At 62.7% G+C, this 13967-nt stretch carries 14 protein-coding genes; 12 read left to right on the forward strand and 2 right to left on the reverse strand.

Features of this window, described 5'->3' with window-relative positions; all coding sequences use genetic code 11:
* Window positions 1-61: 61 nt before the first annotated feature.
* Window positions 62-823, reverse strand: a complete 762-nt coding sequence (locus ACWGS8_RS16070; protein WP_454582202.1) for a DeoR/GlpR family DNA-binding transcription regulator — start codon at window positions 821-823, stop codon at window positions 62-64.
* Window positions 824-985: 162 nt separating this feature from the next.
* Between ACWGS8_RS16070 and ACWGS8_RS16075 the strand changes: the two genes are divergently transcribed.
* The 12 genes from ACWGS8_RS16075 to ACWGS8_RS16130 all read left to right on the forward strand — a co-directional run bounded on the left by ACWGS8_RS16075 (window position 986) and on the right by ACWGS8_RS16130 (window position 12555).
* Window positions 986-1786, forward strand: coding sequence for an aldolase (locus ACWGS8_RS16075; protein WP_454582203.1), 801 nt, complete (start codon window positions 986-988; stop codon window positions 1784-1786).
* 3 nt (window positions 1787-1789) lie between these two features.
* Window positions 1790-2740 (forward strand): PfkB family carbohydrate kinase, encoded by a 951-nt coding sequence (locus ACWGS8_RS16080; protein WP_454581850.1) that lies wholly within the window; start codon window positions 1790-1792, stop codon window positions 2738-2740.
* 89 nt (window positions 2741-2829) lie between these two features.
* A complete protein-coding gene (locus tag ACWGS8_RS16085) occupies window positions 2830-3975 on the forward strand; it encodes an ABC transporter ATP-binding protein (RefSeq protein WP_454581851.1) in 1146 nt (381 codons plus the stop codon).
* A 110-nt stretch (window positions 3976-4085) separates the two neighbouring features.
* Entirely contained in the window at window positions 4086-5336 is a 1251-nt protein-coding gene (locus tag ACWGS8_RS16090) for an ABC transporter substrate-binding protein (protein ID WP_454581852.1), read from the forward strand.
* 127 nt (window positions 5337-5463) lie between these two features.
* Window positions 5464-6360: a carbohydrate ABC transporter permease gene (locus ACWGS8_RS16095; protein ID WP_454581853.1), complete on the forward strand. Its 897-nt coding sequence runs from the start codon at window positions 5464-5466 to the stop codon at window positions 6358-6360.
* A 5-nt stretch (window positions 6361-6365) separates the two neighbouring features.
* Window positions 6366-7208 carry a carbohydrate ABC transporter permease gene (locus tag ACWGS8_RS16100; protein ID WP_454581854.1) on the forward strand — a complete coding sequence of 281 codons (843 nt, stop codon included), beginning with the start codon at window positions 6366-6368 and terminating at the stop codon, window positions 7206-7208.
* A 63-nt stretch (window positions 7209-7271) separates the two neighbouring features.
* Window positions 7272-8093, forward strand: a complete 822-nt coding sequence (locus tag ACWGS8_RS16105) for a sugar phosphate isomerase/epimerase family protein (protein WP_454581855.1) — start codon at window positions 7272-7274, stop codon at window positions 8091-8093.
* An 11-nt stretch (window positions 8094-8104) separates the two neighbouring features.
* Entirely contained in the window at window positions 8105-9181 is a 1077-nt protein-coding gene (locus ACWGS8_RS16110) for a Gfo/Idh/MocA family protein (protein WP_454581856.1), read from the forward strand.
* A complete protein-coding gene (locus ACWGS8_RS16115; protein WP_454581857.1) occupies window positions 9181-9999 on the forward strand; it encodes a sugar phosphate isomerase/epimerase family protein in 819 nt (272 codons plus the stop codon). Before ACWGS8_RS16110 ends, ACWGS8_RS16115 begins: the two co-directional genes overlap by 1 nt.
* Window positions 9999-10832 carry an alpha/beta fold hydrolase gene (locus tag ACWGS8_RS16120; protein ID WP_454581858.1) on the forward strand — a complete coding sequence of 278 codons (834 nt, stop codon included), beginning with the start codon at window positions 9999-10001 and terminating at the stop codon, window positions 10830-10832. The genes ACWGS8_RS16115 and ACWGS8_RS16120 overlap by 1 nt, the downstream gene beginning before the upstream one ends.
* Complete coding sequence (locus tag ACWGS8_RS16125) at window positions 10829-11551, forward strand: ribulose-phosphate 3-epimerase (protein ID WP_454581859.1); 723 nt, start codon at window positions 10829-10831, stop codon at window positions 11549-11551. The genes ACWGS8_RS16120 and ACWGS8_RS16125 overlap by 4 nt, the downstream gene beginning before the upstream one ends.
* Window positions 11548-12555, forward strand: a complete 1008-nt coding sequence (locus ACWGS8_RS16130; RefSeq protein WP_454581860.1) for an ROK family protein — start codon at window positions 11548-11550, stop codon at window positions 12553-12555. The genes ACWGS8_RS16125 and ACWGS8_RS16130 overlap by 4 nt, the downstream gene beginning before the upstream one ends.
* A 66-nt stretch (window positions 12556-12621) precedes the next feature.
* Here the strand turns inward: ACWGS8_RS16130 and ACWGS8_RS16135 are convergent, their stop codons facing one another.
* Window positions 12622-13950 carry a dicarboxylate/amino acid:cation symporter gene (locus tag ACWGS8_RS16135; RefSeq protein WP_454581861.1) on the reverse strand — a complete coding sequence of 443 codons (1329 nt, stop codon included), beginning with the start codon at window positions 13948-13950 and terminating at the stop codon, window positions 12622-12624.
* Window positions 13951-13967 lie beyond the last annotated feature (17 nt).

The following is a 13967-nucleotide window of genomic DNA, read 5'->3' on the forward strand; positions in this document are numbered from 1 at the left end:
CGAATCCCGTGGGGCACGCGCGCATTGGATATTTCCGTCGCTGCCAGGGACCGCGATCGGGTCAGGCGTAGATCACCGTGGCCCCGATCCTATCAAGCTGGCTGCGTATCGGGCCGGACAGGCCATCGTCAGTGATCACAACGTCGACGCTCGACAGCGAAAATGCCTTAGAGGTCCCGCTGACGCCCCATTTGCTCGAATCCGCAAGGAGGACAACGCGCCGGGCCATGCGCACGAGGTTTCGCTTCGTTCGCGCCATGTCTTCGTTCACGTCGACCACATCCAGTGACGAGTCAATCGCATGCGCTCCAACAAAGACCTGATGCGCCACCAGGCCGCCGAGCGCCGTGTCGGCATCGGTGATCAGCGTGCTCACCGTGTCTGGATAGACCCGGCCACCGATCATGTGAACGTCGAGCCCGGGCCGATGCATCAGATGCTGCACGATATTCATTGCCGTGGCCGCGACCACGACATTGCTGAGCGGCGGTAGCAGCATGGCAACCTGCATCAATGTCGAGCCACCGTCGAAGATGACCGATTGGTTGTCCTCGAACAGCCCTACCGCAGCCCGGGCGATGCGCTTCTTTGCGTCGAGGTTCGTTTGCATCCGCCGGGCGAACGCGGCCGTGGTCGAATCCGTGGTCCGGGTCACCGCCCCTCCACGGGTCTTGGTCAGCAGTCCCTTGCGGTCCAGTATCTCGAGGTCGGAGCGCACCGTGACTTCGGATACGCCAAAATCGTCTGACAGGTCCTTGATGCGAACCTGTCCGCTGCGTTGCACTTCACCCAGGATCGATTGGCGTCTCTGCTCCGACAACATTGCCCTGTCCTTGCCTTCATGCGCCAAGCGATCGCCCTGGCCTCGGTTCACTCTACCAAAATTACGCGAATTCGAAAGCTTTCGAAAGATTGCATTTATTCTTTCTTTCGCAAACACTGCATCCTGGATTTTGAAATCAATCGATTGGAGAGTTTTGGAATCATGAGCCTCGGAACCAAGGTGCGCCTGGCGCGCCTCTTCTCACATCCATCGGGGAATCTTTTTGGCGGCGCGGTCGACCACTTCGTCGGCTATGGCGACGTGCGCAAAGGCGGTCTTGCCGATCTGCCGAGCGCGCTTGCACGCGTCATGGTGGGCAAACCCGACTACGTCAGCATCCAGCCTGGCACCGCGCGCCATCTGTGGCCGCAATACGCCGGCAAGGCTTCCCTGGTGATCCAGGCCGGCTGCTTTACCCCTGACGATCGCATCAGTGAACTGATTGCAACGCCCGAGGATGCGGTGCGCGCTGGCGCCGATGCGTTGGCCGTGGCCATTCCGGTGCGCGGCGCGACCGAGGGCAAATATATTCGCTGGCTAACCGATTCGGTGAATGCGGCGGCCCGCTATGGCATGCCGGTGGTGGCGCATATCTACCCTCGCGATTTCACCGACGGGCCAAAAATCGTCTTCACCCCCGACGAGATCGCCTATGCGGCGCGCATCGGCTACGAGTCCGGCGTCGACGTGATCAAGATCGGCTACACGGGCGATTTCGAGTCGTTCCAAGAGACCGTGCGAACCTGCCCGGTACCGGTTGTGATAGCGGGTGGGCCGAAGACCGATACGCTGCTCGGCGCGCTTCAGCAGACGTCGGACGCCATTCGTGCCGGCGCGCGCGGTGCCGTGGTGGGCCGTAATCTCTGGGGGCATGGCGATCCTCAGAAGGCAGCGCTTGCCTTTCGGGGCGTCATCCATGACGGCCTTTCGGCGCAAGACGCCTTGGCGAAAGCGGGGGCCTGAGCGATGCCCATCGTCCCCTCAATCCTCGGCTTCGGTGCTATTGCGATCGACGACATCGTCTATGTCGATCAACCGTTGTCAGCAGGCAAGGGGAAGGTTCGGCGATGTGCCCGGGCTTTCGGGGGAAATGTCGCGACGGCCCTTGCCGCCGTCGCACGGCTCGGCGGAAGCGCCGGGTTCGTCGGATGGCTGGGCAATGCCGCGGACGACGCCGTGCTGTGCGATCTCATTGAGAGCGGTGTTGAAACCGCATTCGCGCCGCGCCACGCCGACGCGCGCCCGGTGCGCTCACGCATCACGGTCGGCTCGGACGGAGAGCGGTTCATCGCCTATGACGACGACGCGATGCTGGGCACCACGCCGGATTTCTCAGACGAGGTCCTCGGCCGAGCGACCGTCCTGATCGTCGACAGTTACGCGATCCGGTCGATGGATGTCGTGGCTCGGGCTCGCGATCTCGGCCTTGCGATCCTCGGCGATATCGAATGGAGCGGCGGCCCAGCCACCGAGAGGCTGATCGCGCTCTGCGACCACCTCATTCTTCCCCTCGGCTTTGCACGGACCGCTACGGGCTGCCGATTGCCCGCAGAGATGCTCGATGCATTGTGGTCGCCGTCGCGATCCGCCGTGGTTCTGACCGATGGCGGCAGGGGCGTGTACTATCGCGGGCGTGAAGAGACACGGCTCTGGCACCTGCCACCGCACCGGGTCGCCGTCGTCGACTCGACCGGCGCCGGTGACTGCTTTCACGGCGCCTATGCCCATGCATTGACGCGCGGCGCCGGCACCGCAGGCCGGGTGGCATTCGCTGCCGCGGCGGCGGCCCTTTCGATAACGGGGCGTGGCGGGCGCGAGGCGCTTCCGACGAATGACCAGGTCATGGAACTGCTGGCGTCGGCGAGTGCGCCGTCGGCAGTCGAACTGAAATATGTGCAATTCGATACCGGAACATAGTCTGCAACTATCCGATGAAGTATTTCACGAGCGAAATGGGCCAAGGAGAATAACAACAATCAGTGGCTTATACTTGTGGAGGGAGGAACATGGCAGAAGTCATTCTTGAGAATATCTGCAAGACATACGGGAACAATTTTCGTGCAATCGACCAATTGAACCTGTCTGTCGAGGACGGAGAATTTTTGATTCTCGTCGGGCCGTCCGGCTGCGGCAAATCCACCGCGTTGCGAATGATCGCGGGACTGGAGGACATCACAAGCGGCAGCCTTCGGATCGGCGGTACCGACGTCGTCGACATGCCCCCCAAGGATCGCGACATTGCGATGGTCTTCCAGAGCTATGCACTTTACCCGCATATGACGGTGTTCGAAAACATCGCCTTTTCGATGCGGCTGGCAGGCAAGCCGAAGGCCGAGCGCAAGAAGCGCGTGGACGAGATCGCCAAGACCCTCCAACTGACGTCGCTGCTGGACAGCAAACCTGCCAACCTTTCCGGCGGACAGCGTCAACGCGTTGCCATGGGCCGCGCCATGGTGCGCGAGCCGGCCGCCTTTCTGATGGACGAACCCCTTTCCAATCTGGACGCGAAACTGCGCGTGCAAATGCGCGCCGAAATCACCAGCCTTCAAAAGCAGCTCGGCGTCACCACCATATACGTGACCCACGACCAGACCGAAGCCATGACGATGGGGGACAGGGTCGCGGTGTTGAAAGGTGGCGTGCTGCAGCAGGTCGATACGCCCAAGAGGCTCTATGAATCACCGGTGAACGCCTTCGTCGCCGGCTTCATAGGCTCTCCTTCGATGAACCTTTTCGAAGCGACCCTGACCGGCGACGAGCTTATGGCCGGCACCTTCACCATCCGGCTGCAGGATGCGGCCTTCCTGCGCAGACCGGGTTTGAGATCATATATGGGGCGCAAGGTCGTGTTCGGGATCCGACCGGAGCATCTCTATGACAGCAGCCTCGAATCCGGCCGCAAATATCAGACGATACCGGCAAAGGTGACCTCGATCGAAGAACTCGGATCCGAACACATCGTCCATCTCAACATCGACGCGGTCCGGGTGGACTCCGGCGACCCTGACGCGGTGCAGGATTTCGGCCTGGCGTCGAATGCGGTGGCGAAATTCGAACCGGTCAGCACAGTCCGCTCCGGCTCGGAAATCAGGTTGGCCGTGGATGACGCCAAGCTGCATTTCTTCGATCCCGAGACGCATCTGGCGATCTGAATATCCGCGACGAGACCCGCGGGCGAGGGTGAGGCGCCTGCATAGGAAGGCTTTCGAATAACCAGACGATCGGCCGCATTGTGCGGTCGATCCTAAAGAAGGAGGAGAAAATGACATTTCGTATAAAACCCGCGATGCTGAAAATAGCCGCGGCCGCATGGTTGCTTGGCGCAACCGGCGCCATGGCGGCGGACACGACGCTGGAATTCACCCAATGGTGGGAGCCCGAATTGCCGGCTGGCTCGCTCAGGGCAATCATGGATGACTTCGAGGCCGCAAACCCCGGAATCAAGGTGACGCTGGTCAGCGGCCCCTACGCGACCACGCGAGACCAGATCTCGGTTGGTGCTGCAACTGGAACGCTCAGCGACGTCGTCGGTCTCGACGGTGCCTGGGTGAACAATCTGAATGCGCAGAACGCACTCGCCGACATGAACCCGATGATGGATGCGAGCAAGTTCGACAAAGCCCAAGTCGCCGACATCATCAAGGTGGACGGTAAGGCGGTGATGTTTCCCGTGGCTTCCTTCGTCTATCCGGTCTTCGTGAATTTGGACCTCGCCGCCCAGGCAGGCGTGACCAAGCTGCCGTCGACCCGTGCGGAGTTTCTCGACGCCGCCAAGAAGATGACGCACGCCGACAAAAACCAATATGGCTGGGTGCTGCCCCTGTCGCTGCAAACGCCATCCGGCGTCCAGAATGACATGATGTCGTGGGTTTGGGCTTCGGGTCAGTCGATGATGGCGAACGGCAAGCCAGGCCTTGAGGGCAAACCGGTGGTGGATATGCTCACCTTCGTCAAATCACTCAACGACGCCGGCACAATCTCGCCCGGCATCGCCACCAAGACCGAGCAGGAAAAGGTCGAGGAATTCGTCAACGACCGCGTCGGGATGATGATCGACTCGCTCGCGCATGTAAACCTCATCCGCAAGCGCAATCCCAAGCTGAACTTCGACCTCATCCCGGTCCCGGTCGTGGAAAACTATACCGGCAAGCGCGGCCTTCCCTATGCCTCCTGGGGCATCGGCATCTCTGCTGTTTCGAAACATCAGGAAGAGGCCTGGAAACTCGTCCAATATCTGATGAGCGAAAAGGTGAACGCCAAGCTGGTGTCGCTTGCAAACGCCTTCCCGGGCAACGTCAACGCCAAGCCCGATTTCGTGACCTCGGACAAGGCTTTCGGCAAGGCTTTTGAAATCTTCAAGACCGGTTATCTCGCCAACGAGTTCACGGGCCTGCCGGTCGCTGAGGACCTGATGACCCAGTTCGACGTGCAAGCCCAGAAGATGCTCGCCGGCGAGCAGTCTCCGGAACAAGCCGCAGCCGCCGCTCAGAAGGGCTGGTTGGCGAAATTCTGATCGGCCTGCCTGCTGTCTTCGATCGGGTGGCCTGATTTCGGCCACCCGGCAATAACGGATCGGCAATTTGAGATGGACCTATTTCCGAAGCTTACCTTCTCTTGAAGGCGTATCCCAAGGTTGGCACATGACCCGGCAAAAGCGCTCCCGCCACAAGCTGAAACGAGCGGTCGCACCCTACCTCTATCTGTCGCCCTCGCTGCTCATAATCGGGCTTCTGATGCTGCTGCCAATGGTGACGGTGATTGCCTATTCGTTCCAGAACAGCGCGGTGCTGCGTCGTGACCCATCCTTTGCCGGACTGAAACACTACCAGGCGATCTTCGACGACCCGGTGTTCTGGGCTTCGCTTTGGCATACGCTCTACTTCACATGCATGAGTGTCATTTTTCACATGACCATCGGCATGGTCTTCGCGCTGATGCTGAACAGCGACCGCATCAATCCGACGCTGCGCAATATTCTGCGCGTGCTCTACATACTGCCCTGGCTTTTCACCGCGGTGATTATCGCCGTGATCTGGCGCCTCCTGCTCGACCCGAACGGTGTCGTGAATAGCATTCTCATGCAAATCGGCATCATCGGTTCCAAGGTCGAATGGTTTTCCTCGCCTGAGACCGCGCTGCACGCCGTCACCTTCGCCAATATCTGGGCGGGCTATCCGCTCTTCATGGTCAGCCTGCTCGCGGGTTTGCAGGGCATTCCCAAGGATTTCTACGAGGCCGCCGATATCGATGGGGCGAAAGCCTACCAGAAGCTGATCTTCATCACTATCCCGCAGCTGATGCCGATCATCATCAGCATCTCGCTGCTCGACTTCATCTGGACCATGCAGGTCTTCCCGTTAATCTGGATAACGACGGGTGGTGGCCCGATCTACTCGACCGAGGTCCTCAGCACCTACACGTACAAGCTGGCGTTTTCGAGTTACAACCTGTCGCAGGCTTCGGCGAGCGCCGTGGTCATCTTGTTGATCTCTCTCGGCCTGACGCTGTTCTATATCCGCTATCAAAAGGCTCGGTAGTCACCATGAGGAAAAGGCATACGCCAAAAGACAGGCTGGTCACCGTCTCGCTCCATGTAGCACTTGTAGCGGGGCTCTTTTTCGCGGCATTCCCGATCTACTGGATGCTGAGCAGTTCGTTTAAATCGAATACCGAAATTTTTGCCCTGCCACCAACCATCCTGCCAAAGGCCTTCACGCTGGAAGCATATGCAGCCATCCTCGGCGACCCGGTAAAGCTGCGCTTCTTCTTCAACAGCTATTTCGTAGCGGGAGCGGTGACCGTGCTGACGGTGCTCATCGCCTTGCTGGCGGCCTATGGGTTCAGTCGCTTCAACTTCCGCGGCAAGGGCAGTCTGAACACACTCATCATCAGCACGCAGACGATTCCGCCGATCACACTTTTGATCCCCTTCTTCGGGCTTGTTGTCTCATACGGTATCTTCGATACCTATGTCGCACTGATCCTGACGTACCTGGTGTTTACACTGCCGTACGCGATCCTGCTGATGACGGGATATCTGAACACCTTGCCCCGCGATCTAGATGAAGCCGTGGCTGTCGATGGCGGCACCAGTTGGACAGCGCTTTGGCGGGTGATCGTCCCGATTTCACTGCCTGGCATCGTGGCGACGTCGGTCTACACCTTCCTGTTGTGCTGGAACGAATTTCTCTTTGCGCTGACGCTGACGAAGTCAACGACCATGCGGACCGTCCCGATCGGCATCCAGCTGTTGATGGGGCAGCACGCCTTCGAATGGAACCAGATGATGGCGATGAGCGTGCTCGGCTCGCTACCGCTCTTGCTGATCTACCTCGTTGCCCAGAGGTACTTCCTCGCCGGCATGACGGCGGGCTCGGTCAAATAGGATGTCCTTCCCACGGCGACGCAGCGCGGCATCAAGTAATAAGCGGTATCAAGGATTGAAATGATGAACGTGAAAGACCTCAAAGTCGGCTGCCAGACCTTTACGTGGGAAATGCTCGGCGACCGTTTTGCCGGCGGCCCCGACGATCTGTTGAAGGCCATCGCCGATGGCGGCTATGCCGGCATCGAGATCACCGGCACGATGATCGGCCGCTACGCTGACCGACCGTCGGAGTTCGCCGCCGCGCTGAAGTCGTCCGGCCTGACGCTGGTCTCCTTTGCCTTCGGCTCGAACAGCGGCTTTACGCTGAAGGAGGAGATCGGCGCCGACCTCGAGGCGGCGCAGCGCTGGATCGATTTTGCTTCCGCCTTTCCCGGCGCGCTGGTGTCGATGGGGTCGGCAACCGTGGTCTCCGACGGGCCGCGCGACGACAAGTTCGCCATCGCCGCGGAGGTTTACAACAGAGCCGGCGAGCTCGGCCGCAGGGCTGGTGTCCAGGTGGCGGTGCATCCGAGTTCGCACCACAATACGCTGCTGTTCGACCGCGCCGACTACGACAGGATCTTTGCTTTGCTCGATCCCGATCTGGTCGGCTGGGTGCCGGACACCGGCCACATATTGCGCGGCCACAAGGACATGGCCGATACGTTGCGCACCTATCGTGACCGCATCCGCTATATCCATTTGAAGGACGTCGACGCCAAGGGCACCTGGGCGATGCTCGGCCAAGGTGTCTGCGACACCCCGGCGGTCATCGAGATCGCAAACACGGCGCCGCGCTTCAATGGCTGGCTGGTGCTCGAAGAGGAATCCGAAACGGCCGCCGCCGATCCCGCCGGTGCGGTCAAGACCAACCGCCAGACGATGCGCAGCTACGGCGCCTGAAGAACGAGACGATGATCAAGAAACACGACAGACGCCTGAGAGTCGGTGTGCTCGGCTGCGGCCCGATCGCGCAGTTCGCGCATCTGGAATCCTGCGCCAAGGCCGGCAATGCCGACCTCTACGCCATCTGCGACGCGGCTCCCGATCTGCTCGCCCGCATGGGCGCCACCTACGAGCCGCAAAAAATGTATGCCGACTATGACGCCATGCTCGCCGATCCCGAGCTGGAGGCAGTGATCGTCGCGACGTCGGACGCCTATCACGTGCCGATGTCGATCAAGGCGCTCGACGCCGGCAAGCATGTTCTCTGCGAAAAACCGATCGGCACTTCGGTGGAGGAGGGCGAGGCGCTGGTGGCGGCGGTGAAGCGTTCGGGCAAGATGCTGCAGGTCGGGCACATGAAGCGCTTCGATCCGGCGCTGGAGGCGGCGCGCGACTTCGTCCGCGACGAGATGGGCGAGGTGCTGGCGCTGAAGGCCTGGTATTGCGATTCCACCCACCGCTACACCAACACCGATGCCGTGCAGCCGCTGCCCGTCACCAGCAGGCTGGCCAGGAAACCTTCGGGCAATCCGAAGGCGGATCTCAGGCAATATTTCATGCTGGCGCATGGCTCGCATCTCGTCGACACGGCGCGCTTCCTCTGCGGCGAGATCACTGCCGTGCGGGCCCGTCTCAACGAGCGTTTCGGCGCCTATTGCTGGTTCGTCGAGACCGAATTCGCCAATGGCGCGCTCGGCCATCTCGACCTCACCGTCGCCGTACGCATGGACTGGCATGAAGGCTTCCAGCTTTATGGCGAGAACGGTTCCGTTATCGCGAAAACCTTCAACCCCTGGTACTTCCGCGCCAGCGAGGTCGATATCTTTCATGAGAAGGATGCGACCTCGCGCAAGCCGCTCGGCGCCGACGGCCATTTCTTCCGCCGCCAACTCGAAGGTCTTGCCGATACAGTGCTGAGCGGTGCGCCGATGCGCGGCGCCAATGTCGAGGATGGCGTCGCCTCGATCCGCGCCATGGTGGCGATTGCCCGCTCTGTTGTATCAGGCGAGCGGGTCGAACTCGCCTCGGTTTCGGGTGCGGTCTGATGCGCCTCGGCATCTTCGCCAAGACTTTTCCGGGCACTGATCCTGCCGCCGTGCTGCCCGCGGTGAAGCAGGCCGGATACGAGACGACGCAATTCAATCTCGCCTGCGCCGGCCTGCCGTCCATGCCGGATACCGTCCCGGCGGATGCCATCGCTTCCATCCGCGCTGCCGCGCAATCATCGGGGGTTTCGCTCGCTGCATTGTCAGGCACCTACAACATGGCGCATCCCGACAGGGCGGTGCGCGACGATGGCCTGCGGCGTCTTGGCGTTGTCATCGAGACGGCGGCATCCCTCGGCATCCCGCTGGTCACTCTCTGCACCGGCTCGCGCAATATCGCCGATCAATGGGCCTATCATCCCGAAAATGCGACGCCTTCCGCATGGTTCGACATGGCCGCCGAGATGGGCAAGGCGCTGGTGCTGGCCGAGGATGCCGGCATCGATCTCGGCATCGAGCCCGAGCAGGCCAACATCGTCACCTCGGCCAGGGACGCGACGCGCCTGATCGCCGACATGCGCTCGAAGCGACTGAAAATCGTGCTCGATCCGGCCAACCTGTTCGAGCACGCGACGCCCGACGAAGCGCGCGCTATCGTCGCCGCCGCGATCGGTGAGGCCGCCGGCCACATCGCCATGGCGCATGCCAAGGACCGGCATGGTGACGGCCGCTTCGCCACGGCGGGGCAAGGCATCGTTGACTTCGCCGATTTCGTCGCACGGCTGAAGGCCGTGGGTTTCGACGGCGGGCTCGTCACTCACGGACTGTCCGCTGATGAGGCGCCTGAAGTCGCCGCCTTCCTGCGGGGGCTGCTCTGATGGGCGCCACGCCGACGAATTTGCTGCGCGACGATGCCGCGCTTCGTGTCTTCGACACGGGGCAGAGCGGGCTATCGGTCGTTTTCCAGCATGGTCTCGGAGGTGATGCCGCCCAGGTGGCGCAGAATTTTCCTGACCAACCATCATACCGCCGGCTGACCGTCGAATGCCGCGCGCAGGGCGCCTCCAGTGCCGGCAGCAGGCGTCCGTTCTCGATCGCCATGTTCGCCGACGATGTGCTGGCCGCCGCCGATGCGGCCGGGATTGACCGCTTCGTCGCCGGCGGCATCTCGATGGGCGCGGCGATCGGGCTTCACCTCGTGAGCCGACACCCGGACCGTGTGCTTGGCTTGGTGCTGGTGCGCCCTGCCTGGGCCTTTGATGCGGCTCCCGAAAACATGCGCCCTTACACGGAAGTGGCGGAGCTCATCCGCCGGCTTCCGCTGGCTGAGGCGCGAGACGCCTTCGCGTCCGCCGCGACATCGGCCCGCTTCCGCAGTGAAGCGCCGGACAATCTGGCCTCGCTGCTCGGCTTCTTCGCGCGTGAGAATGCGGCCGTCTTTGCCGAGGTGATGCAAGCGATCGCCAATGATGGGCCTGGCGTGACGCGGGCGGCAGCCGCCGGCCTCGCAGTCCCCACGCTGGTCATCGGTAGTGGCACCGATCTCGTCCATCCCCTTGCGACCGCCCGCGAACTTGCCGAGACCATCCCCAATGCGGCCTTCGGCGAGGTGACGCCGAAAGCCGCCGACAAGGATCGCCATTTCGCCGAAATCCGCGCCGCCATAGGCGGCTTTCTAGACAGACATTTCAACAATCAGGACCAAACATGACTTCAAAGCCCCTGTCAGGCCCGGCGGCAATCGCCGCATTGCCGCGCGATCGCTTGATCGCTGAATTCTCGCTCTGGTCGGCCAATCTCGCCAATTTCGAGAGCGACCTCAGGCGCATCGAACCCCATGTCGATCTGCATCACATCGACGTGGCGGACGGCCATTTTGCACCGTCCTTCCTGTTCTTTCCCGATCTTGTCGCCCGTATCGCCGGGCTGACGGCCAAGCCCATCCACGTCCATCTGATGGTCGATGCGGGAATCGTCGAAACGCAGACGCGCCAGTTCATCGAGGCCGGCGCCGACATGATCAGCGTCCACGCCGAGAACGGCGAGGCGGGATTGCGCGCCGTGCGGCTGGCGCGCGAACTCGGCGCCGAAACGGGCGTCGTGTTGCGGCTCGAGACGCCGGTCGAGGCAGTGAAGCCCTTCGTCTCCGAGGTCGCCTTCGTCACGCTGCTGGGAACCGCGATCGGCGTGAAGGGCCAGAGCCTGTCGGAAAAGGCATGCGACAGGCTGGGCGCCGCCCGCGCCATCCTGCGGGAGGCCGGCCGCGAGGACGCCGTCGTGCTTGCCGCTGATGGCGGCATCCGCCACGAGACCGTGCCGTTGCTGCGTGCCGCCGGTGCGGAGACCGTGGTTCTCGGTTCGCTCGCCTTCGGCGACAAGGATCTCGCCGGCCGCATCGGCTGGCTGCATGGGCTGAAGGTCGCGGCATGAGCACAGAAGCCGCCCTCGCGATCGATCTTGGTGGCACCGAGCTTCGTGCCGCGCTGGTCGATCGTGACGGCAAGATCCTGGCCTTCGCCGCCGTGCCGACGCAGGCGCAGGCGGGACCCGACGTGGTGATCGGCCAGATCGAGGCGCTGGCCGCGACCGTGCATGCCGAGGCGCCGGGCCTCGCCATTATTGGCGTCGGCGTCGGCGCGCCGGGGCCGCTCGACCCGCTGGCCGGCATCGCCGTCGGGCCGCCGACGCTCGCCGGCTGGCAGGATGTTCCGCTGGCCGATATCCTCGAGCGCCGGCTCGGCCTGCCGGTGCGGCTGGAAAATGACGCCAACGCGGCCGCACTCGGGGAATGGCGTTTCGGTGCCGGCCATGGCGCGCGCTCGCTGGTCTTCGTCACCGTCTCGACCGGCATTGGTGGTGGTGTCGTTGCCGACGGGCGCATCTTGCACGGCCGCCGTGGGCTGGCTGCCGAGATCGGCCATATGACCATCACCAACGAGGGCGAGCGCTGCGTGTGCGGCGTCGTCGGCTGCTTCGAGGCCATCGCCTCGGGCACGGCACTTGGCCGGCGCGCCAACGCGGCGACATCAGCCTTTGACGGCTCGACGCTGCGCCGCCTATCGGCCAATGCTGAGGTCACCGGCCGCCACGTGGTCGAGGCGGCGCGGCTGCAAGACGACCTCGCTTTGGCCTTGCTCGAGGAGGAGGCACGCTGGCTGGGCATCGGCTTCACCAATTTGCTGCATCTCTATTCGCCCGACGTGCTGGTCGTCGGCGGCGGCATCGCCAATGGCCTCGACCTGATGCATCCGGTCATCGAGGCGACCATCCGCCAGCGCGCCATGCGCGCCTATCGCGACGTGCCGGTCATCCAGGCCCAGCTCGGCCGCCACGCCGGGCTGGTCGGCGCCGCCAGCCTTGTCCTGTTCGATGATGGCAGCCTGGCGGCCCGCATGCCTGTCGGTCCAAGCACGTTTCCGGACTTCAATGGCTGACACGTCAACGCAACAAAATGGCCGGAGGCGCGATGCCTCCGGCCATTTGGTGTGCGACCGCGCGAATTACTCGGCGGGAACGATATCCGCCGGCAGGCTGTCGTCGGCCGCGCCGGCCAGGGCTCTCGCCAGCTTTGCCTGGTCGAGTTCGCCTTCCCAACGCGCGACGACCAGCGTGGCGACGGCATTGCCGATGAAGTTGGTCAGCGCCCGGCATTCCGACATGAAGCGGTCGACGCCGAGGATAAGCGCCATGCCGGCGACCGGCACCGAAGGCACCACCGAAAGCGTCGCGGCGAGCGTGATGAAGCCGGCTCCGGTGATACCGGCGGCACCCTTGGACGAGAGCATCGCCACCAGCAGCAGCAGGATCTGGTCGCCCATCGACAGATGGATGTTCGTCGCCTGCGCGATGAACAGCGCCGCAAGCGTCATGTAGATGTTGGTGCCGTCGAGGTTGAAGGAATAGCCGGTGGGGATGACCAGGCCAACCACCGAGCGCTTGGCGCCGGCCTTCTCCATCTTCTCCATCAGCGAGGGTAGGGCGGCTTCCGACGACGAGGTGCCCAGCACCAAGAGCAGCTCTTCCTTGATGTAGCGCAGCAGCGACAGGATGGAGAAGCCGTTGTAGCGGCAGACCGCGCCCAGCACGACGAACACGAAAAGCAGAGACGTCGCGTAGAACGTGCCGACCAGCATGGCCAGGTTGATGACCGAGCCGATGCCGTATTTGCCGATGGTGAAGGCCATGGCGCCGAACGCACCGATGGGGGCGGCCTTCATCAACACGCTGACCAGCTTGAACATCGGCGCCATAAGCGCCTGCAGGAAGTTGAGCACCGGCGCGCCCTTGTCGCCGACCAGCGCCAGCGCGATGCCGAACAGCACCGAGAAGAACAGCACCTGCAAGATGTCGCCATCGGCGAAGGCGCCGACGATCGTGCCGGGGATGATGTTCATCAGGAAGCCGGTGACCGACTGGTCATGCGCCTTGGCGGCATAGGTGTTGACGGTCGAGGCATCGAGCGTGGTCGGGTCGATGTTGAAGCCGGCGCCGGGCTGCACGACATTGGCGACGATGAGGCCGATGATCAGCGCCAGCGTCGAGAAGGTGAGGAAGTAGAGCATCGCCTTGCCGGCGACGCGGCCGACCTTCTGCAGGTCGCTCATGCCGGCAATGCCGGTCGCCACCGTCAGGAAGATCACCGGGGCGATGATCATCTTGACCAGCTTGATGAAGGCGTCGCCAAGCGGCTTCATGCTCTCGCCGATCGACGGATAATAATGGCCGAGCAGGATGCCGACGGTGATCGCCACCAGCACCTGCACGTAGAGTTGGGCATAGAGGGGCTTGCGCTGCGCGGCAGCCGCGCCCGATTGGTCTGCGATGTGCATCGAACTCTCCCTGGCCG

It is taken from the genome of Mesorhizobium sp. 43Arga, from assembly GCF_053714255.1.